Origin of the sequence: Novosphingobium sp. PP1Y (genome assembly GCF_000253255.1) — a bacterium.
Lineage (GTDB): Bacteria > Pseudomonadota > Alphaproteobacteria > Sphingomonadales > Sphingomonadaceae > Novosphingobium.
Window position 1 is genome coordinate 1,008,366 of record NC_015583.1, and the last position, 20,836, is coordinate 1,029,201.

General features: G+C 62.1%; 17 protein-coding genes. 16 read left to right on the top strand and 1 reads right to left on the bottom strand.

Going from position 1 to position 20,836, the window contains the following annotated elements:
• The first annotated feature begins 40 nt into the window (after nt 1-40).
• From PP1Y_RS05460 to PP1Y_RS05525, 14 genes are all read left to right on the top strand, one after another.
• On the top strand, nt 41-979 hold the full coding sequence (locus PP1Y_RS05460) for an alpha/beta hydrolase (protein WP_013837084.1): 939 nt from the start codon (nt 41-43) through the stop codon (nt 977-979).
• The gene (gene rhaI / locus PP1Y_RS05465) at nt 976-2,265 is read left to right on the top strand and encodes an L-rhamnose catabolism isomerase (RefSeq protein ID WP_013837085.1); all 1,290 of its coding nucleotides are present in this window, start codon (nt 976-978) and stop codon (nt 2,263-2,265) included. Before PP1Y_RS05460 ends, rhaI begins: the two co-directional genes overlap by 4 nt.
• An 88-nt stretch (nt 2,266-2,353) precedes the next feature.
• The gene (locus tag PP1Y_RS05470; RefSeq protein WP_013837086.1) at nt 2,354-5,794 is read left to right on the top strand and encodes a glycosyl hydrolase; all 3,441 of its coding nucleotides are present in this window, start codon (nt 2,354-2,356) and stop codon (nt 5,792-5,794) included.
• Between the two features lie 47 nt (nt 5,795-5,841).
• Nucleotides 5,842-6,777 carry a LysR family transcriptional regulator gene (locus PP1Y_RS05475; RefSeq protein ID WP_013837087.1) on the top strand — a complete coding sequence of 312 codons (936 nt, stop codon included), beginning with the start codon at nt 5,842-5,844 and terminating at the stop codon, nt 6,775-6,777.
• Nucleotides 6,778-6,872: 95 nt separating this feature from the next.
• Nucleotides 6,873-8,108, top strand: a complete 1,236-nt coding sequence (locus PP1Y_RS05480) for an amidohydrolase family protein (RefSeq protein WP_013837088.1) — start codon at nt 6,873-6,875, stop codon at nt 8,106-8,108.
• 4 nt (nt 8,109-8,112) lie between these two features.
• Nucleotides 8,113-9,636: a bifunctional 3-(3-hydroxy-phenyl)propionate/3-hydroxycinnamic acid hydroxylase gene (locus PP1Y_RS05485; protein WP_013837089.1), complete on the top strand. Its 1,524-nt coding sequence runs from the start codon at nt 8,113-8,115 to the stop codon at nt 9,634-9,636.
• Nucleotides 9,633-10,064 (top strand): heme-binding protein, encoded by a 432-nt coding sequence (locus tag PP1Y_RS05490; protein WP_013837090.1) that lies wholly within the window; start codon nt 9,633-9,635, stop codon nt 10,062-10,064. The genes PP1Y_RS05485 and PP1Y_RS05490 overlap by 4 nt, the downstream gene beginning before the upstream one ends.
• On the top strand, nt 10,061-10,951 hold the full coding sequence (locus tag PP1Y_RS05495; RefSeq protein ID WP_041558430.1) for a VOC family protein: 891 nt from the start codon (nt 10,061-10,063) through the stop codon (nt 10,949-10,951). Before PP1Y_RS05490 ends, PP1Y_RS05495 begins: the two co-directional genes overlap by 4 nt.
• A gap of 91 nt (nt 10,952-11,042) precedes the next feature.
• Nucleotides 11,043-11,876 carry a fumarylacetoacetate hydrolase family protein gene (locus PP1Y_RS05500; protein WP_013837092.1) on the top strand — a complete coding sequence of 278 codons (834 nt, stop codon included), beginning with the start codon at nt 11,043-11,045 and terminating at the stop codon, nt 11,874-11,876.
• Nucleotides 11,877-11,924: 48 nt separating this feature from the next.
• Complete coding sequence (locus PP1Y_RS05505; protein WP_013837093.1) at nt 11,925-14,273, top strand: TonB-dependent receptor; 2,349 nt, start codon at nt 11,925-11,927, stop codon at nt 14,271-14,273.
• A gap of 92 nt (nt 14,274-14,365) precedes the next feature.
• Nucleotides 14,366-15,346 carry an MBL fold metallo-hydrolase gene (locus tag PP1Y_RS05510; RefSeq protein WP_158511835.1) on the top strand — a complete coding sequence of 327 codons (981 nt, stop codon included), beginning with the start codon at nt 14,366-14,368 and terminating at the stop codon, nt 15,344-15,346.
• Between the two features lie 26 nt (nt 15,347-15,372).
• Nucleotides 15,373-15,828: a hypothetical protein gene (locus tag PP1Y_RS25710; RefSeq protein ID WP_148274851.1), complete on the top strand. Its 456-nt coding sequence runs from the start codon at nt 15,373-15,375 to the stop codon at nt 15,826-15,828.
• Between the two features lie 2 nt (nt 15,829-15,830).
• Nucleotides 15,831-16,691, top strand: a complete 861-nt coding sequence (locus PP1Y_RS05520; protein ID WP_041558433.1) for an alpha/beta hydrolase — start codon at nt 15,831-15,833, stop codon at nt 16,689-16,691.
• 61 nt (nt 16,692-16,752) lie between these two features.
• Nucleotides 16,753-18,024, top strand: coding sequence for a family 1 glycosylhydrolase (locus tag PP1Y_RS05525; RefSeq protein ID WP_013837096.1), 1,272 nt, complete (start codon nt 16,753-16,755; stop codon nt 18,022-18,024).
• Here PP1Y_RS05525 and PP1Y_RS05530 read toward each other — a convergent pair.
• Nucleotides 18,021-18,902 carry a helix-turn-helix domain-containing protein gene (locus PP1Y_RS05530; RefSeq protein ID WP_013837097.1) on the bottom strand — a complete coding sequence of 294 codons (882 nt, stop codon included), beginning with the start codon at nt 18,900-18,902 and terminating at the stop codon, nt 18,021-18,023. The genes PP1Y_RS05525 and PP1Y_RS05530 overlap by 4 nt on opposite strands.
• A 126-nt stretch (nt 18,903-19,028) precedes the next feature.
• On the opposite strand from PP1Y_RS05530, the gene pobA reads away from it, so the two are divergent.
• Together pobA and PP1Y_RS05540 are read left to right on the top strand one after the other, a co-directional pair.
• A complete protein-coding gene (gene pobA, locus PP1Y_RS05535; protein ID WP_013837098.1) occupies nt 19,029-20,198 on the top strand; it encodes a 4-hydroxybenzoate 3-monooxygenase in 1,170 nt (389 codons plus the stop codon).
• Between the two features lie 227 nt (nt 20,199-20,425).
• On the top strand, nt 20,426-20,836 hold the full coding sequence (locus PP1Y_RS05540) for a protocatechuate 4,5-dioxygenase subunit alpha (protein WP_148274853.1): 411 nt from the start codon (nt 20,426-20,428) through the stop codon (nt 20,834-20,836).

Here is a 20,836-nt window from a genome sequence, read left to right on the forward strand (position 1 = left end):
CGTATTGGGAGAGGGAGATCACATGTCCGGACGTTATCTGATGAAGGCCGCGCTGCTGGCGGCCGCTTGCCTGGTCACCCCGGCTTCGGCGCAAGGTTCCCTGCCTGCCGCCCGGATCGAGGGACCGGCGCAGGCCCCAGAAGGAGCCGCCGCCATCCCGCTTTACGGGAATGCGACGCCGGGTGCTCCCTCCGATGAGATCGCGACGCGGTTCATGGGCCGTGAGACCGTTCTGCGCAACATCACATACCCGACGCTGACGCCGGTCCTACCCGCCCCGGGCAAGGCCAACGGCACGGCGGTGATCGTCGCGCCCGGTGGCGGCTTCATGATGCTCGCGATGCAGAACGAGGGCTGGCGTGTTGCCCGTGCCCTTGCGGACAAGGGCGTTTCCGCCTTCGTCCTGAAGTACCGCCTCAAGACCACGCCGAAAGCGGACGCGGATTTCATGGCCGAAATGGGCAGGCTGATGAGCGAGGCAGCCAGTGGCGCCGGCAATGCGCCCGACATCAGCAATCCGCCGGCGACCGATGACGCGCTTGCAGCTCTGGCTCTGGTGCGCGGCCATGCAGCGCAATGGCACGTCGATCCTTCGCGGGTTGGCATGATCGGTTTTTCCGCCGGGGCCATGACAACCCTGCGGTCGGTGTTGAAGGCCGCTTCCGACGCCGATCCGGGAACGCAGGCGCCAGATTTCATCGGCTACATTTACGGGCCGATGGGCAAGGTCGACGTTCCGGCAGACGCGCCGCCGATGTTCGCGGCGCTGGCGATGGACGATCCTCTATTCGGCAATGGCGATTTCTCGATCGTTTCCGCCTGGCACGCGGCCAAGCGTCCGGTGGAACTGCACGCCTACCAGTCCGGCGGCCACGGCTTCGGTCTTGGGGCGCCCGGTACCACCACTACACTGATGATGGATGAGTTCCTCGCATGGATGGACATGCAGGGACTTTTAGAAGTGAAGGCACAACCATGAACATGCCCCTTTCCGCCGAACTGATCGCCGAGACAAATGCGCGCGACCTTGAAGCGCTGGAGGACGATTACGCAAGCCTCGGACGCAAGCTTGAGCGGGCCGGCATCGCCATCGATGCGATCAAGGAGCGGGTTGCCGACTTTTCCGTTGCGGTGCCGACCTGGGGGGCGGGACGTGGCGGCACGCGCTTCGCCAAGTTCCCGATTGCCGGTGAGCCGACCAATATCCACGAGAAGCTCGAGGATTGCGCAGTCATCAACCAGCTTTCACGCCTGACCCCGCGGGTTTCTCCCCATTTTCCCTGGGACAAGGTGTCCGACTACGGCGCGCTGCGCGAAGAGGCGGCGAGCCTTGGCCTTGGTTTCGATGCGGTGAATTCGAATACCTTCCAGGACCAGCCCGGCCAGGCGCAGAGTTACGCAACCGGCTCGCTCTCCTCGACGGTCGCCGCAACGCGCCAGCAGGCTGTCGAGCATAACATCGAATGCATCGAGATCGGCCGCCAGCTCGGCTCTACCGATCTTACCGTCTGGGTCGGCGACGGCACCAATTTCCCCGGACAGCAGGACCTGGCGCGCAGTCTCGACCGCTACCTTGACGCGGCAGCGCAGGTCTATGCCGCACTGCCCGATGACTGGCGGATGCTGCTTGAACACAAGATGTTCGAGCCGGCGTTCTATTCCACCGTGATCAGCGACTGGGGCTCCTCGATGCTTGCGGCGCAGGAACTGGGCCCCAAGGCCAAGTGCCTTGTCGACTTGGGCCACCATGCGCCCAACGTGAACATCGAGCAGATCGTTGCCCGCCTGCACCGCTTCGGAAAGCTGGGCGGTTTCCATTTCAACGACAGCAAGTATGGGGACGACGATCTGGATTCCGGTTCGATCAATCCGCACCAGCTGTTCCTCGTCTTCAATGAGTTGGTCGAAGCCGAACTGAACCCGCGAGAGGGCTTCAATCCCAGCTACATGATCGACCAGTCGCACAACGTGACCGATCCGATCGAATCCATGCTTTCATCCGCAGAGGCGATCGCTGCCTGCTTTGCCAAGGCACTGCTCGTCGATCGCGAGGCTCTGCACATGGCCCAGGAAGCGAATGACACGATGATGGCCTTCCAGGCGTTACGCCGGGCCTATAACGTGGATGTTTCGCCGATCCTGGCCAGGGCGAGGCTGGAGAATGGTGGCGCGATCGACATGCTGGGCACTTATCGTGAAAGCCGCTGGCGCGATCGCAAGGCGCAGGAGCGCAAGGCCGTCGGTCTGGGCGCAGGGATCGTCTGAACCCGAGCAGTCCTGTCGGCGCTGCGCCCTGTGCAGGTCGCGCCCCTGTTTCCAAGCTCAATACCAGAACCGATTTCCGGGAGACCTCATGCCGCGCCTTTCGCTTCGTATCGTTCTGTGCCTCGCTACTGCGCTGAGCACCTTGCCCGTTCATGCCGAGAGCAGAGACGATGCCGCCGAGGTCGCGCCTTCAACACGGCCGGAGCCCTCCCTGGAACAGGCGTTCAAGGACCCGCCCAGTTCCGCTCGACCTCGCGTCTGGTGGCACTGGATGAACGGCAACATCACCAAAGACGGGATCCGCAAGGATCTGGAATGGATGAAGCGCGTCGGTATTGGTGGTCTGCAGAACTTCGATGCGAACCTTCAGACGCCGCAGATCGTCGATCATCGCCTCGTGTACATGACACCGGAATGGAAGGACGCCTTTCGGTTCGCCGCACACGAAGCCGATCGCCTCGATCTGGAACTGGCGATCGCGGCTTCACCGGGCTGGTCGGAGACCGGGGGGCCCTGGGTCAAGCCGCAGGATGGTCTGAAGAAGCTGGTCTGGAGCGAAACGACCCTCGCAGGTGGCCAGCGCTTCGTCGGCAGGCTCGCATCGCCACCGGGAACCACGGGCCCTTTCCAGACCCTTCATCCGCCTGTGACCATCGAAGAGATCATATCTGGGGTGCCCGCAGAGACAGGCGGCGTCTCATACGCAGGCGAGGTTGGGGTGCTGGCTTTTCCGGTTCCCGATATCGCTTCCCTGCCGGTTCCACGCGCGCTTGACGGCGCAGGCAATGTCCTTGCTGGCAAGGCGCTCGTCGACGCGGACATCGCCGGGGGCGTGACCCTGGCGCGCGTGGACGGCAAGGCCCCGTTGCTCAGGCTCGATTATCAGCGCCCGGTCACGGTTCGTTCGGCGACGGTCTTCGTTCCCAATGTCAGGATACCCTTTGCCGGCGCGGCCTTTGCCGGAACTCTGGAGTCGAGCCAGGATGGCAAGACCTGGACGCCCATAAAGGCACTCGAACTGAGCAATGTGCCGACGACGATAAGCTTCGCCCCCGTCGAGGCGGCACATTTCAGGCTTGTTCTCAATCCAGGCCAGCCAGACGCGGCGTTAGGCTCACCGGCGCCGGGAGTCGCTGGAAACGATCTCTTCGGTGCCATTGCGAGCAAAAGGGCCGGTCAACCGATCATGGTCGGCCAGTTCGAACTTCACAGCGATGCGCTTGTCGACCGTTATGAAACCAAGGCCGGCTTCGTGATGAGCCGCGACTACTATGCGCTTGTTGGACCGCACGACAATGTAACCGGCGTCGATCCGGACAGCGTCATCGACCTGACCGACAAGCTCAAGGCCGACGGTACGCTCGACTGGGCCGCGCCGAAGCTCCCGGCGGGTCAGCACTGGCGTGTCCTGCGGCTTGGCTATTCGCTGCTCGGTACCACGAACCATCCTGCTCCGCCCGAGGCGACCGGACTGGAAGTCGACAAGTTCGATGGCGAAGCCGTGCGCGAATATCTTGAGCACTACATCGGCATGTACAAGGATGCCGCCGGGCCCGATATGGTCGGCAAGCGCGGGGTCAGGGCTCTACTCACCGATTCGATCGAGGTCGGTGAGGCTAACTGGACGCCCAGAATGCTCGAGCAGTTCCAGCGACTGCGCGGTTACGATGCGCGGCCCTGGCTTCCGGCCCTTACCGGCACCCTCGTCGGGACGCGCGAGCAGTCCGACCGGTTCCTCTACGATTATCGCCGGACCCTCGCGGATCTGCTTGCCAGCGAGCACTACGGGACCGTGGCCGATGTAGCGCATGAAAATGATCTCAAGGTCTATGGCGAGGCCCTGGAAGATCACCGTCCCATGCTTGGCGATGACATGGCCATGCGCAGCCATGCCGACATTCCCATGGCCGCCTTGTGGACCTTCAATCGCGACGAAGGTCCCCGGCAGACACTGATTGCCGACATGAAGGGGGCCGCTTCGGTTGCCCACCTCTATGGACAGAATCTCGTCGCTGCGGAATCCATGACCGCATCGATGGCGCCCTGGGCCTTTGCGCCAAAGGATCTGAAGCGTTTCATCGATCTGGAATTCGTGACCGGGGTGAACCGACCGGTCATCCATACGTCGGTCCATGTGCCGGTGGATGACAAGAAGCCCGGGCTCTCGCTGGCCATCTTCGGCCAGTACTTCAACAGGCAGGAGAGCTGGGCGGAAATGGCGCGGCCGTGGGTCGACTATATTGCGCGCAGCTCGTTGCTCCTGCAGACGGGGCGCAATGTGGCAGATGTCGCCTATTTCTATGGCGAGGAAGCTCCGTTGACGGGGCTGTACGGTGATGAACCGGTGGCTGACGCTCCGGTGCGCTATGCCTACGATTATATTAACTTCAATGCCTTGACCGAACTTCTTGCCAACGATGGCGAAGATTTGGTCGCACCGAGCGGGGCTCGCTACAAGACCATCTATCTCGGTGGCTCGTCCAGTCACATGACCTTGGCGGCGCTCCGAAAGCTGGCCGCACTCGTCGTTGGCGGCGCGACTGTGGTCGGCAAGGCGCCCATCGCGACGCCGAGCAACACGAGCGCACAGGAAGGCGATCTGACCGAATGGTCATCGCTGGTCGCCAGGCTCTGGCCGGGAAGCGGCGATGCCCGCGTCGGCAAAGGCCGCGTGATAGCCTCGCAAGATATCGAAAGCGCGCTGCAGGCGATGGACGTTGCGCCCGATTTCACTTTCACCGGTGCCGACGCCGGGGTGAAGATCCCCTTCGTCCATCGCCGTGACGGGAAGGGAGAGATCTACTACCTCGTCAATCAGCAGGAAGCGGCTCAGTCCATCGAGGCGCACTTCCGTGTCACCGGCAAGCAGCCTGAACTCTGGCATCCCGAGACGGGCAAGAGCGAACCGATCAGCTACCGCATCAGCGGCGGCGAAACCGTAGTGCCATTGCATTTGGACGGTGACGAGGCGGTCTTTGTCGTCTTCCGCAAGGCGGCTGCAAGGGATCGCGTGACGCTTGCCCGGCAGGGCGAACGGGCTGTTGCGACGCTGGACGGTGCATGGCAAGTCGCGTTTCAGGCCGACCGCGGAGCACCGGCAAGCATCGAGCTTGCCCGACTCGAACCGCTCGACAAGAGCGCCGATCCCGGCGTGAAATACTTTTCGGGAATAGCGACTTACTCCCGTAATTTCAGGGTAACAGGAAAGTACGGAGAGGGCAGGTCCCTGTGGCTCGACCTTGGCAGGGTCGGTGATCTTGCACAGGTCTCCGTAAACGGCGTGGACGTCGGAACGGCATGGCATGCGCCCTATCGCCTCGATATCGGCAAGGCCGTTCGCAAGGGGCAGAACACCCTGGAAATCCGCGTTGCCAATACCTGGGTCAATCGCCTGATCGGCGACCAGCAGGAAGGCGCGCAGAAGATCACCTGGACCGCAATGCCGACGTATCGCGCGGATGCCCCTTTGCGCCCGTCCGGCCTGATCGGTCCCGTACGCCTGATCGAGGAAACCACGGGCGGGCATTGACGAGCGACGCCTTGCCAAGGCGGGGCGCGCGGATCAAAGCTCGAAGGATGGTTACGCCAAGCCCCGATCCCGCGCCGCGCTCAAGTCAGCACCAGATCGATCCACGCGCCATGCTCACATTCAGGGCGGTGTGCGAGGCCGGTTCGATCAGCGGCGCTGCGCGGCTGCTCAACATTTCGCAGCCTTCGGTGTCCAACACGATAGCCTTGCTCGAAAGCAGGCTTGGCACAGTCCTGTTCGAGCGCGGTCGCGGCGGTATTACATTGACCGAGGAAGGCATTGCCCTGCGTCGGCGTGCCGATTCTCTGGCCATCCTGCTCAGGGACACCGCGAGCGAAGTTCAGCACGCCAGCCAGCGCATCGCCGGGCCTTTGCAGATCGGCGGCACGCCTGGTGCCCTGCTCACATTGTTGCCCGGCGCGATCAAGCGGGTGGAAGAGCTTGTCGGTGAGTTTGCCCTGAGCGTCGTCGAACGGCCCGATGCGCAGCTCTTCGAGATGTTACGCTTGGGCGAGATCGAGCTGGCCTTCGTCACCACCCAAATCGAACGGCTTCCTCCCGATATTCTGGGAACGACGTGCACGCGCGATCCTTTCGCATTGATCGTGGGGGCCCAGCACGCGGAAATGCCCGACGCAATTTCCCTGCGCGACGTCGAGCACTGCCGCTGGGTGCTGCCCGAGGCGAGAGGTGCCTTTCGCCGCCAGGTCGATGCGCTTTTCATTTCCGCGGGTGTAGCGGTTCCCGGGACGGTCATTCGCTGCGATTCGCTCCTCACCACGCGCGCCATCGTGCGGGAGACAGACCGGGTAACGGTCCTCCCACGCACCGTGGCTCTCGATGGAATTTCAAGTGGCTCGCTTCGAGCCGTTGCGATCAAGGAAGCGGTGTTCGAGCGCAGCGTCGGTGTCTTGCGCATTTCCGGGAGAAAGCTGTCTCCTCTTGCCGAAGCGATGGTCCAGGCTCTTGCCGCAGAAATATAGTCTGTGACTATGGCAATTATAAATATCATTATTTTACTTTAGGTCACCGGCTTGGGTAAAACGCGTTCAACCGAAGAGAACCGAGGGAGAGCGCGATGCGGACCCTGATCCGCCGAGTTTCCATTTTCGATGGCACGGGCACTGCGTCGCAGCTCGGCAGCGTCCTTGTCGAAGGCGAGCGTATCGTGCGCGTGGCGATGGGCGGGGATGCCCTGTCCGGCGAGGCAGCTGAAGTCGTGATCGATGGCTTGGGCAAAACGCTCATGCCGGGCATGGTCGATGCGCATACGCACCTGACCTGGGCCTCCTCGGTCGAGAAGATCTATCACCAGTTCATCCTGCCCGCTGAAGAACTCAAGGGCGCGGCATGGCGCAACGCCCGCGTGCTGCTCGATCATGGCTTCACCAGCCTCTATTCGGCGGGCGCCCTGAGCGACAAGGTCGAACCCGAGCTGGCCGCCGCCATCGCCGCAGGCGATACGCCGGGGCCGCGCCTTGTGCCCTCTACGCTCGAGCGCAGCCCTGAGGGCGCTGAAGGCGTCGAGACCGGGGATGTCTTCAACGGCCGTGGGCCAGATGCGATGAAAGGCTTCGTCGCCTACTGCAAGGACGAAGGCGTCAGGTCGATCAAGCTCGTGGTCTCAGGCGAGGATGCTCTCAAGCCCGGATCGGCCATGGATGTCCTTTATACCCGTGAGGAGATGATGGCCGCCGGCGAGGCGACCCGTGAGGCCGGCTTGTGGATAGCTTGCCACACGTACTCGCCCGAAGCGATCGGACTTGCGCTCGATGCTGGCGCGCGCATTCTCTATCACTGTTCCTTTGCCGACGAGGCGACCATCGAGCGCATGGTGGCCGAGAAGGACAGGTTTTTCTATGCACCGGGTGCGGGCGTCTCTGTCGCGGCGCTGGAAGCCAGCCCGCCTCCACACGTCGATATGTCCCACATGAAGGCCAGCGCAGCCCAGCGCATGGAGCTTGAAGGCAAGCTCGTTCCCGAGCTGAAGAGGCGCGGCGTACGGGTACTGATCGGCGGCGATTACGGCTTTCCCTTCAATCCCAACGGCCGCAATGCCCGTGACCTCGAACATTTCGTCAAGTATTTCGGTTTCACGCCGGCGGAAGCCCTGCGTTCTGCAACGCAATACGGCGGCGAGCTCATGGGCCTCGATGTTGGCCTCGTCCGCGAAGGGTATCTTGCCGACCTCCTGCTTGTGGATGGCGATCCGACGCAGGATGTCGCGATCCTTCAGGACAAGGATCGCCTTGCGATGATCATGAAGGGCGGTGTCCTCTACAAGGCACCTGCCAACCTGGAAGCAGTTGGCTGAACCCATGATCATTGATGTCGTTATCGTGGGGTGCGGCCCGGTGGGCGCACTGGCAGCGAACCTTCTCGGCCGCGCGGGATTGTCTGTCCTCGTGCTCGAGAAGGAACTGGAGCACTATCCGCTGCCGCGCGCAGTCCATCTCGACCACGAGATGATGCGCCTCTTCCAGTCTGCAGGTGTTATCGACCGTGTCGAAAATGACATGGTGGCGACTGACGGTCACCTGCATGTCGGTGCCGACCATGGCGTGATCCGCTACATGGGCACGGTCGGCAAGCCGCGCCCGTTCGGATGGGCCAACGATTACTTCTTCTACCAGCCCGAGCTTGAAGCGCATCTGCGGGATGGCTTTGCAGCCCTGAAAAATGTGGAGATGAAGCTGGGCGCTACCTTCACCGACCTGGTCCAGAACGGCGACGCCGTCACCGTTTTCTATGAACTGCATGGCAAGATCGAGGAAGTGACGTCGCGCTGGGTAATCGGCACCGACGGTTCGCGCAGCGCAGTGCGCAAGGCGCTCGGCGTTAGACTTGACGACCTCAAGTTCGAGGAACCCTGGCTTGTCGTGGACGCCGAAGTCGAGGGCCCGGTCACGTTCCCCGAAATCACGGGCGTTCCTGCCGATGCGGATCTGCAACGCCTTTCGGTGATGATGTGCGATCCCGACCGTCCGGCGACGGTCGTTCCCGGAAGGCGCAATCATCGCCGATGGGAATTCATGCTGCTGCCGGGCGAAGACGATGCGGCGATGATGCAGCCGGAGAAAGTCGGCGAGCTTGTCGGTGCGTGGATGGCAGATGTCCCTCACCGCATCGTGCGTGCGGCGACTTATCGTTTCCACGGCCTCGTGGCCGAGCAGTGGAAAATGGGGGCCGTCTTCCTTGCCGGCGATGCGGCCCACCAGACGCCGCCGTTCTTCGGTCAAGGCATGTGCCATGGGCTGCGCGATGTCGCCAACCTGGCCTGGAAAATGGATGCGATTGTCAATCGCGGCGCCGATCCGGCCCTTCTCGATACCTATCAGCAAGAGCGCGACCCCCATGTGCGCGCCGTGATCGGCGCGGCAGTCGATGCCGGGCGCTACATCTGCGAGCTCGACCGCGAAAGGGCGGCCGCACGCGATGCCGAAATCCGCGAGAAGGCGAGGCAGCGCAAGGGAGAGACCGCTCACGACCTGATCCCGGCGATTGAGCGCGGGGCTGTCTTGACGGGCACGACCGGTGCGGGCGAACGCTTCGTGCAACCGATCCTGGAGGACGGCGGCAAGTTGGACGAATTTACCGGTCAGGGTTGGCGCCTGTTCGTGCGCGGCGTTCCCTTCGTCGTTGAAGAGCCGGGCCTTGCGGTGTTCGCCGCCGCCGATCTTCCCGACAATGGGGCCATCCTGTCCTGGCTTGATGCGCGACGGGTCGATGCGGTCCTCGTGAGACCCGATCACTATGTGTTCGGCACAGCCACTGGGGACTTCGCAGCCTTGCTTGCTGCCCGGCGGCAGATGCTATTTGCAGAACAGGAATTGACCGCATGACCCTGACGCTTGAACTGGCACAGGCCATCATGGCCGGTGCACTCGCCGAGGCTCGGCGACGCAAGGCGAAGCCGCTGGCGGTTATCGTCCTCGATGCAGGCGCGCATCCGGTCGCTTTCGCTCGCGAAGACAAGGCCAGTCTGTTTCGCTTCGACATCGCGCGGGCCAAGGCGAGCGGCGCCATCGGCATGGACGCCGACACCTCGGTGCTTGCAGAACGCGCCAGGAGCAACCCGGTGTTCTTCCACAGCGTGAGCGATGTTGTCGGCGGGCAGATCGCCTTTTCGCCCGGCGGCGTCGTCATCCGCAATGCGCTTGGCATGGCGATCGGCGCAGTCGGAATCAGCGGAGATACCGGCGAATGCGACGCCGAATGCGCCCATGCCGGCATAGCCGCAGCAGGACTTTCCAGGGAGACGATCTCGTGAAACTGCGTAGCATCGAACTGGCGCTGCCCGATCCGTCCGGCGCCGCCGCATTCATGATCGAAATCTGGGGGATGGCCCCGGCAGAGGTGCGCGGCGATACGCATTACCTGCGTGGGTCAGGTTCGTTTCCCTATCTCGTTGCCTTTGAAAAGTCGGAAGAAGAATTCGTGCGCTCGACCACTTTCGTGTGCTCGGGCGATGAACTCGGCGATCTCAAGAAACGCGTGGCCGAGACCGGATGGCCGGCTCGGCCCAGCCGAAGCGAGGACCCGGGCGAAGGCGAGGGAATTCTCGTCGAATTGCCGGAAGGCGAGATCCTGCGTTTCCTGGTCGATTCCGCCGAAGTGGAGCCGATCGACGGCGGGGACCTTCCCGTCAAACTCACCCATGTCGTCTTCAATTCGGCCGATGCCGAAGCGACTGGCCACGCGGTCGAGGATGTGCTGGGCTTTCGCGTATCGGACCGGACCAAGGGCATGGTCTTCGTGCGTTGCAACGACAGCCACCATTCGACGGCCTTTGCCCGGGCAGGCTTCAGCTCGCTCAATCACATCGCTTTCGAGATGGCTGACATCGATGCGGTCATGCGCGGCATCGGGCGACTGCGCGACAGCAAGCTCGCTCCGGCGTGGGGACCGGGTCGTCATGGACCGGGTGCGAACGTCTATGCCTATTACATCGCGCCTTTCGGTCCGGTGATCGAGTTTTCGACCGCCGTCGAAAAAGTGCCCGATGACTACAAGGTCGGCACGCCCGAGGACTGGACCTGGCCGCCCAACCGCATCGACCAGTGGGGCATCTCGGACAAGGACTTCGGCGGTCTTCGCGCAGCCGAGGAGCGGTTCCGCTTCCGCCGCGACTGGGATGCCGCTCCGCTTGGAAATTAACCGCCGCACGCTGGTTTTCGGCGCGACCTGCCTGGCCCTTTCCAGCAGGAACGCAGGCGCCGCGGACCTCATCGGCAGGGGAGAACAACGAATGATCACGTATATCAGTTTTGAACGGCCCGACGGTACGACCAGTTTTGGCCGCCTTCAAGGCGACAGGGTTCTCGACCTCGGTGCACCGGGCACGGCGGCATGGATCAAGGATTGGATTGACGGCGATCTTGCCGAGCTGGGCGTTTCCGGCGAATTCGATTACACCGCCGTCAAGCTCCTGCCCGTCATTCCCAACCCGGGCAAGATCCTGTGCGTCGGATTGAACTATGCGACGCATGTGGCCGAAACCGGCCGCGAGCAGAAGGAACACCCGGCGATCTTCACGCGCTGGGCCGATACCCTGGTTGCCGCAAACGCGCCCTTGGTGCGTCCTCCCGAAAGCGAACGCTTCGATTATGAGGGTGAACTGGCCGTGATCATCGGCAAGGGCGGGCGCCGCATTGCGCGCGAGGATGCACTGAGCCATGTCGCCGGTTATTCGATTTTCAACGATGCCTCGGTGCGCGACTGGCAGCGACACAACATTCAGTTCACGCCCGGCAAGAACTGGCCCGCGACCGGCGCCTTCGGCCCTGCGATGGTTCCGGCTGCGCAGATCGAAGACCTTGGCGCGCAGCGCGTCCAGACCCGGCTCAATGGCGAACTGGTTCAGGACCAGCCGATTTCCGACATGATCTGGGATATCGCCACGGTCATCGAGTACTGCTCGACCTTTACCGAGCTGCAGCCCGGGGATGTTATCGCCAGCGGCACCCCGGGCGGTGTCGGCGATAAGCGCAAGCCGCCGCTCTACATGAAAGGCGGGGACACCGTCGAGGTCTCCATCGGCGTGATCGGTACCCTCACCAATCCGGTCGCCGACGAAGCCTGAATCACGACATTATGACATAATAACAATAATTTATAGGGAGTTCCATTTATGGACTACAGGAAAGTTATGCTCCTCTCAGGCATTGCCATGAGCGTTCTGAGCGTGCCGGCAATGGCCCAGGAGGCACAGGCAGACGATATGGGTGTGACCGGCGGTGACATCATCGTGACGGCGTCACGCCGCGCCGAGCGCCTGCAGGATGTGCCGATCGCTGTTTCTGCCGTTACCGGCGACCAACTCGCGGAAAGCGGTTTCCAGAAACTCACCGATATCCAGTACCAGTTCTCCGGCGTGCAGTTCGGCACTTCGCCCAATGATTCCGGGTTCCGCCTGCGCGGCGTAGGCAGCGCCGGGGGCTTCTCCAGCTCTTCGGAGCAGAACGTGGGTACCGTCGTCGATAACGTCGTCATTCCTTTCGGAAACCCGATCAACTCGCTGGGCGACCTTGAGCGCGTTGAGGTCCTCAAGGGGCCACAAGGCACGCAGTTCGGCAAGAATGCATCGTCGGGCGTGATCAATATCACCACCAAGCGGCCCGATCCCACGGCATTTTCGGGCAAGGCCTTCGTCAGCTACGGAGAGCTCAACGAATGGAACGTGAATGGCAGCGTCAATCTGCCGGTCTCGCAGAATTCCGCACTGGCGGTCTTTGGCTTCTACCGCTCAAACGATGGCTTCATCAAGAACGTCTACCTCGACAAGAAGTGGGGCGGCGAGGAAAGCTACGGTGCGCGGGCCAAGTTTCTGCTCGAAGGCAGCGACGACTTTTCGATCTACCTCATCGGCGATTATTCGAAGATCAAGCGCACCGGGCCCGGCCAGCTCTGGACCCTCAATCGCCTGCCGGATGATGTCGCGTTCAATCCGCTCATGGCCGCGCGCTTTGCCAGCCTTTCCGCGCTCGGCGTAACCCCCGGCTACGACAACAGCAAGTCGGTAGAGGACTACGGCGGGTATAGCTCCGAGCAGAACTACGGCGCTTCGCTCGAGATCAATCTGGGGCTCGGCGATTACAGCCTGACTTCCGTGACGGCATGGCGTCGTCTCGACGAGGGGCCGCAGCAATTCGCCATCGACGCGACCAGCATGCCCATCTTCACGGCGCAGCCGACCGGCGTAGACCAGACGTTCCTCTCGCAGGAGTTGCGCATCAGTTCGCCGGCCGGCAGCGCGCTGGAATTCACCGGGGGCGTTTATGCCTCGCGGCGCAAGGTGGGTGACGACAACGACTTCAACCGGGCACAGCTGCGGCCTGCCTACCCGTTTACGCCGATCGATCTCGATGGCCTTGCTGCGACCCCGATCGTCGACATTTCGAGCGGTCAGGGCAATACGCAGACCCGGTCTGACTCGCTGGCCGCATTCTTCGACGGCAAATATCACGTAAGCGACCGGTTCGCGGTGATCGGCGGACTTCGTTACCAGTACGACTGGGTCAAGGCTTCGTACTTCTCGATCATCGATCCAAGCTATCCGCCCTTCTCGGTGGACTTCGACTATGCCGTTCCAGGTTTCGTTACGCCTTATGCCGCAACAGACGAACTGCGCGGCAGTACCAGGAAGGGTGACTGGTCCGGTCGCTTCGGTGGAGAGTTCAAGATCAATCCGGACGTCATGCTGTTCGGTACGATTGCCCGCGGATACCTGGGGCCGACGGTGACCTTCTCGGGGCTCACCGGAACCAGGACAAGCGTCAAGCCGCAGACGGTTCGCGATATCACGATCGGCCTGAAGTCGCAGCTGTTCGATCGCGCGGTGACCTTCAACGCCAACCTGTTCTTCGACAAGTACAGGAACCTGCAGACTTCGGTCTTCAATGGCGTCGAGTTCATTACCGAGAATGCGGGTGGTTTCACGGCCAAGGGCTTCGAGGTCGATGCATCCTGGCGCGTCGCCCCGGAACTCTCCTTCAATGGCGGCTTCACTTATTCGGACACCAAGTTCACCGACTACGTGACCGCGTGCCCGAACGTCGTGAAGGCCGGCTATAGCTGCTATCTCGCCGACGATGGGGTGACCAGCCTTGTCCAGGCAAAGGGCGAGCCGCTCTCGGGTGCGCCCAAGTACAGCGCCACTTTCGGGGCTGACGTGCGCCTGCCCATCAGTGACACGCTCCAGTTCGACTGGTCTGCGAACTTCTATTACCGCAGCCGCGTGCAATATGCCGTGGTCGAGAAGTTCGCTTACCAGAACGGCTATGGCACCATCGGCCTTAACGCGGGGATCGGCCATCCGGACGGCAATTGGCGGGTCGGCGTCTTCGCGCGCAATCTGCTCGACCAGCGCTTCCACTCGGCCATCATTGCTCTTCCGTTCGCCGATGCGGGGGCCTACGTAAACTGGATGACCCGTGAAGGACGTCGTACACTCGGCGTCTCGGCACAGATGAAGTTCTGAAGGTTGGGGCCGGGATCGCTCCAGCGGACCGGCCCTCATCAGTTTCCGGCCCCAAAGCAAGCGGAAGGGTCATGATGCAGGCACAGAGCCGAATGGCATGGATTTCAATGGCAGCGGTCGCGCTGATGGCCGGTTCTAGCGTGGCCCAGGCCCAAGGCGCATGCCCTGCCTTGCGCTGGACGACTCTGGGGACAGCGGGTGGTCCGGTGCCGACGGCGGAACGCTCGGAGCCGGCCAACCTGCTGACCATCGGCAGGCAGCGCATTCTCGTCGATGCGGGCGATGGTACCGTCGACCAACTGGCTCGCATCGGCGTGGGGCTGGGCGCGATCGATGCCGTCTTCATCTCCCATCCGCACTGGGACCATGTCGGCGGCTTGGGGGCAGTCATCGGCTTGCGCTGGATGAACCAGTATCCGGGTGTCCTGACGGTCTATGGTCCGGTGGGTACGCGCGCGATTGTCGATGGGATCGTTGCGTCGCTGGCGACGCCGGCACAGATCGGTTTCGGGCTCGGAACTTTGCCGCCTTCACCGGCCGATGCGGTTCGCGTTGTTGAAATTGCAGATGGGCAGAGCCTCGATCTCGGAGCGGGAGCCTCGGTCAGGGCCGCGGCGAACAGTCATTTCGATCATGGTGGCAAGCCTGATCCCCATAATGTTTCGCTGAGCTTTCGTTTTGTCCTTGGCCAGCGCAGCGTCACTTACACCGGCGATACCGGTCCCAGCGATGCCGTGACCAATCTGGCCGATCGCACCGACATGCTGGTGAGCGAAGTCATCGATCTCGATCGCCTGCTCCAGGAAATCCATGAGCGCCGAAAGGATGCCACGCCTGAAATGCTCAAAGGCATGGAGGAGCATCTATCGACCCACCATCTCAAGCCCGAAGCCATCGGTGCAATGGCAGGAAGCGCGAAAGTGAGCCGTGTCGTGTTGACGCACTTCGCAATTCCACCCGGACCGCTTGCCCTTTCGGAGTCGGGCATTCGCCAGGGGATAGCCGTAGGCTATGGTGGTCCCGTCGACCTTGCACTGGACCTGCAGACATTCGACGTCGGATGCAGGCCTTGAAACCTTCAAACGAACCTTCGCTGGAATTGGACCGCGAGATCAAGCGCGAGCAGCGTATCAGCGCCCTGATCAATATCGTGCTCAGCGGCCTATTCTTTTTGCTCGTTTTCGGAAGTGAGCGCCGCGCCCTGCAAATGGGCAGGCCGGACAATTTTGCTCTCGATTTCTTCGCGCAGGCCAGTGCGATCGCGCTGATGTCCGCCATCGTTCCTTCGCTGCTTCTATTGGCGCGATTGAAGAGGTCAGGCCTGCTTCAGGCAACCTCCACCGGGCTCGGCCGCACCGCGGCGCTTGTCTTTGCAATTGGCATTACCAGTGCCGCGATGCTTGCCGCGGTATGCCTTGCGGGGCCGTGGAAGGAAATCGAGTGGTTTGTCGCCCTGCCCATCAAGCTGGCCTACGGTGGCGCTCTTGGTGTTGCCGGGACGACCATTGCCTTGCGCACATTGCTGAAGCGGTATCGGGTCGGGGAAAGGGTTTGAACGTGAGTTCGATTTCAGCTGCCATCGCGCAACTCGGTCATGCCATGGGGCCCCAGGTGGTCGCGCAATGTCGAAGCCTGTTCGGTGCCGAGCAGGAACAGATTGCACAAGCGCTTGCGCCCGTCGCTGTCGATTGCGCCTACGGTCCCGACCCGCGTCAGCGCCTCGATCTCTACCGCGAAGGCCCGATATCGGAGGCACCGCTCAAGCCTGTCGTGCTATTCGTCCATGGAGGGGGCTTCGTGCTTGGCGACAAGGGCGGGCAGAGCGGCTGGGCGAATGCCCATGTCGGGCGCTGGGCTGCCATGAACGGAATGCTCGGCGCGGTGATGAACTATCGCCTCGCGCCTGCGCACATGTGGCCTTCTGGGGCTGAGGATGTGGCTGCAGCAGTCGATTGGCTGCGTGCCAATTCCACCCGGTTCGGCGGCGATTCACAGCGAATTCTGCTTGTCGGAACATCTGCGGGCTCAGTCCATCTGGCGGGCTTCGTGAAGCTGCGCGGCAATCATGCGTCGCTGGTGCGCGGTGCAGTGCTCCTGTCAGGTCTCTATGGCTACACCTCGCTCGATGAGCGTGATGAGCTCTATTACGGGCCGCAGGCAGCTTATGCGCAGCGTATGCCCCGGGGGGCTTTAGCCGCGACCGACCTGCCTCTGCTCATCGCCTGCGCGCAATTCGACCCGCCACGTTTCCAGGCCGAATGGGCAGGGCTTTTGCAGGAACGTTTGGAGCGCCACGGCAGGCTGCCGCGCAGCCACTATGCAAGCGCCCATAATCACTACTCGCTGGCCATGCATATCGGGACGTCGGACCGGCGTCTGGCCGATGAAATGCTCGCATTTTTCGCTGACATTGCCTGAGGAACAGACCTTGCCGAAAATTCCAGCCCTCGACCGCCGCAGTCTGCTTGCCGCTGGTGCCATGCTCAGTGCGGCGCCGGCCTTTGCCCGCTCTGCGCGCCCGGTGAATTCCCGCTTCCCCGAAGCCTTTCTTTGGGGAGCCGCCACGGCGCCGCATCAGATTGAAGGCAACAATACCGCCAGTGACCTGTGGTTTATCGAGAACCAGCATCCGACCATCTTCGCCGAGCCTTCCGGCGATGCCTGCAACAGCCTCGAGCTGTGGAACACGGATCTTGATATCGTCAAAGGCCTTGGACTCACAAGCTACCGCTTCGGCATCGAGTGGGCGCGCATCGAGCCTGAAAAGGGCCTTTTCTCCCAGGCCATGCTCGATCACTACAAGGCTATCGTCGCAGGTTGCCACGAGCGGGGGCTCAAGCCGCTCGTGACGTTCAATCATTTTACCGCTCCGCGATGGTTCAGCGCCCAGGGAGGCTGGATGAACCCGGATGCGCCGCAGCTGTTCGCTCGCTATTGTGACAAGGTCGCCCGCGCCATCGGCGCGGACATTGCCATGGCAATGACGCTGAACGAGCCCAACATTCTCTCGATCCTGCGCCCGATCTTGCCGGCTCAGGTCTGGGACCTGCAAAGCGCGACGCTGAAGGCGGCCGCAAGTCGGCTTGGCGTCGAGCGCTTCGTATGCGCCAATGTCGCAGCGCAGGAAGATATCGTTGCGATCGAGGCGGGTCTTGACGCGGGTCACAAGGCTGCGCGCATGGCCATCAAGGCCGCGGTGTCCGACTTACCTGTCGGTCTCACCCTTTCGGTCATCGACGACCAGGCCGCGGGAAAGCAATCCATGCGCGATCGCATCCGTCTGGAAACCTACGGCAAATGGCTGGAACTCGCCAAGTCGGACGACTTCGTTGGCGTCCAGAATTATGAACGGGCTATCTGGGGCGAGAAGGGCAGGCTGCCGGCGCCTGCGGATAGCGAACGCAACTGGTCCGGAACCGAAGTCTGGGCGCCTTCGCTTGCCGGCGCCGTGCGCTATGTCCATGAGGCGACGGGCCGACCGATCCTCGTTTCGGAGCACGGTGTCGGCACGAATGACGATACCCTGCGCGCCCGCTTTATCCCGGCCGCGCTCGAGGGCCTGAAGCTGGCGATGGACGAAGGGGTGCCAGTGCTCGGTTATGTCCATTGGTCGCTGCTGGACAACTTCGAGTGGATCTTCGGCTACAAGCCCAAGTTCGGCCTGTGTTCGGTCGATCGCAAGACCTTCGAACGCACGCCAAAGCCAAGTGCGAAAGTTCTTGGCGCCATCGCCATGCGTAACGCGCTTTAGCCGGCGCCTTCGTCGATTTGTCCACTGCGACCGCCTGACTTGTCCGCCAGCGGTCGCCTGCCGGTCATGCGCCGGTAGAAGCGGGAGAAATAGGACGGATCGGAAAAGCCGAGTTCGTCGGCCACTTCGACAATGCTGGCATTGCTGAAGAAGAGCAGCCGCTGCGCTTCCAGAACCAGGCGCGCGTGGATCAGCTCGACCGGCGTGCAGTCCAGTCTCTTGCGGCATATGCGCGTCAGGGTCTTCCCGGTGATACCGAGGCGCTCGGCGTACCAGCCAAGGCTCCTGTGTTCGCGCAAGTGGAGCTCGACCAATTGGCGAAAGCCGGAAAGCCGTTCGTCTTCGGCCGGCAGCGCATCGGCTTCCTCGATCTCGGCCGGTAATGAACGCACGAGCGCCTCTGCAAGCGCAAGGAACAGTGGCTGCGGCGTGCGCCAGTCGGACTGGATTGCGAGCATCTCATGACAGAGCCAGTCGACGCGTTTCACATCCGGGACAGGTATCGTGCCGCTGGCACCGCGAGTAAGGATGCGCAGCATCGGATCGGCTGAATCGCCGGCGCGGGCAATGAAGCCGGGCGATAATGACAGGACATGGCCGGAGGTTTCCGGCGTGAATCGGAAGCCGTGCACGCTGCCGATCGGCACGACCATGAAACAGGGCGCCACTAATGTCCGTATCTGATCGTCGCAGCGAAACTCGACCTGTCCCTGCGATACCAGCAATGCCTGTACGCTGTGAAGGTGACGATGCGGCGCGATTTCCCAGTCGTACAGGGCACTTCGCGCCGCGATGGTCTCGATATGTGCGAAATCGGGCGGAGTTTCGGCTGTGTCTTCACCATAGAGCAGGAAGTTGGGAATCGGGCTGGGGGGCATGAAGGCTGTCCTGAAAGTACCGGCATATTGGTCCCGCCGTGCCTTCCTGTCGAGCCCCGCATCGATCATCTTGCAGCAGGTATTGGACGCACCTTGCCAGAGTGCGCCGGTTGAGGACGAAGGCACATGCGTAAACAGGTTGCAATCATCGGTGCGGGCCCCGCAGGTCTGCTGCTGGGTCATCTTCTCAAGGCCGAGGGCGTCGACTGTGTCGTGCTCGAACGGCAGTCGGGCCCCTACGTGCTGTCGCGCATCCGTGCCGGCGTGCTGGAGCAAGTTACTGTCGGCCTCATGGAGCGCCTCGGCCTCGATGCGCGCATGAAGGCTGAGGGTCTTCCGCACGACGGCTTCAACCTCGCAGACGGTCAGCGACTGATTCACATCGATATCGCCCGGCTGACCGGCAAGCAGGTGATGGTTTACGGCCAGACCGAGTTGACGCGCGACCTGATGGAAGCATCCGAACCGCGCGGGCTGGAAGTGATTTACGAGGCCGCCGACGTCGCGCTTCACGATATCGATAGCGACGCGCCGTTTGTGACCTACAATCGCGATGGCAGCGAACACCGGATCGACGCGCGTTTCATCGTTGGCTGCGACGGTTTCCATGGCCCCTCGCGCCAGGCTATCCCGGCCTCGGCAGGACAGAGCTTCGAGCGTGTCTATCCTTTCGGTTGGCTCGGTATCCTGGCCGACGTGCCCCCGTGCAATCATGAGCTGATCTACGCCAATCACGAGCGCGGCTTTGCTCTAGCCTCGATGCGCAGCAACACGCGCAGCCGCTATTACATCGACGTTCCCCTGACCGAGAAGGTCGAGGACTGGTCGGACGATCGCGTCTGGGACGAACTGGCGATCCGCCTCGGTCCCGATGCGGCGGCCCACATCGTTCGCGGCCCTTCGCTCGAGAAGTCGATCGCGCCGCTGCGCTCCTTCGTATTCGAGCCCATGCGCCATGAAAGTCTGTTGCTGTGCGGCGATGCCGCGCACATCGTTCCGCCCACCGGCGCCAAGGGACTGAACCTGGCTGCCAGCGACGTCCATTACGCGGCAGAAGCGCTGCTCGGCTTCTTCAAGTCTAACGACAATGACGCGATTTCAGGCTATTCGGAAAAGGCACTCGCGCGCGTCTGGAAGTCGGAACGTTTCAGCTGGTCTCTTACGCGGCTCATGCATCGCTTCCCGGAAGATGGCCCGTTCGAGCGCCGTATGCAGGTAGCCGAACTCGACTACATCGCTTCGAGCGAAGCTGCCCAGCGATCGATTGCGGAGAACTACGTGGGCCTGCCTGTCTGAAGGCATATCCTGCAGCTCCTTTGGGTCGCAACCGGAGGATTGACGAAGGGGAGGCGAGAGCCTCCCCTTTTTCGTTGGAGGAGGCGATGCTTCCCTTTCATGATATAATTTTAAGCTAATTGTCATCGCAATGACGCAGCATTGACGTCGCCGCCCCGGTTGCTTGATCCAGGTCAATATGCCGGGCTCCAAGGTGCGCCAAGCTCTCCCTACCGCGAAAGTGTCTGATGGAGTTGCAGGGTATGTATGGGACGAGGAAACTCGCTGGCTCTGGCGAAAGCAGCAAGGCGCCAATACCGGGCACGCCTCTTTTCGATGGCAAGGCTGCAGGCAGGGGCTACCAGCTCAACGCCATGTGCTATTCGTTTAATGACGCCAGCAACCGCGCTGCTTTCCTCGAAGATGAAGACGGTTACTGCGATCGTTTCGGTCTGACCCCGCAGCAGCGCGAGGCAGTCGCCGCGCGCAATGTACTGGCGATGATCGAGGCGGGCGGGAACATTTACTATCTCGCCAAGCTTGCGGGAATATTCGGCTTCAACGTGCAGGACGTGGGCGCTCAGCAGACAGGAATGACGGTCGAGGCCTTCAAGCAGATGCTGCTCGACCAGGCGCAGCCTTTGCAGGAAAGGAAATAA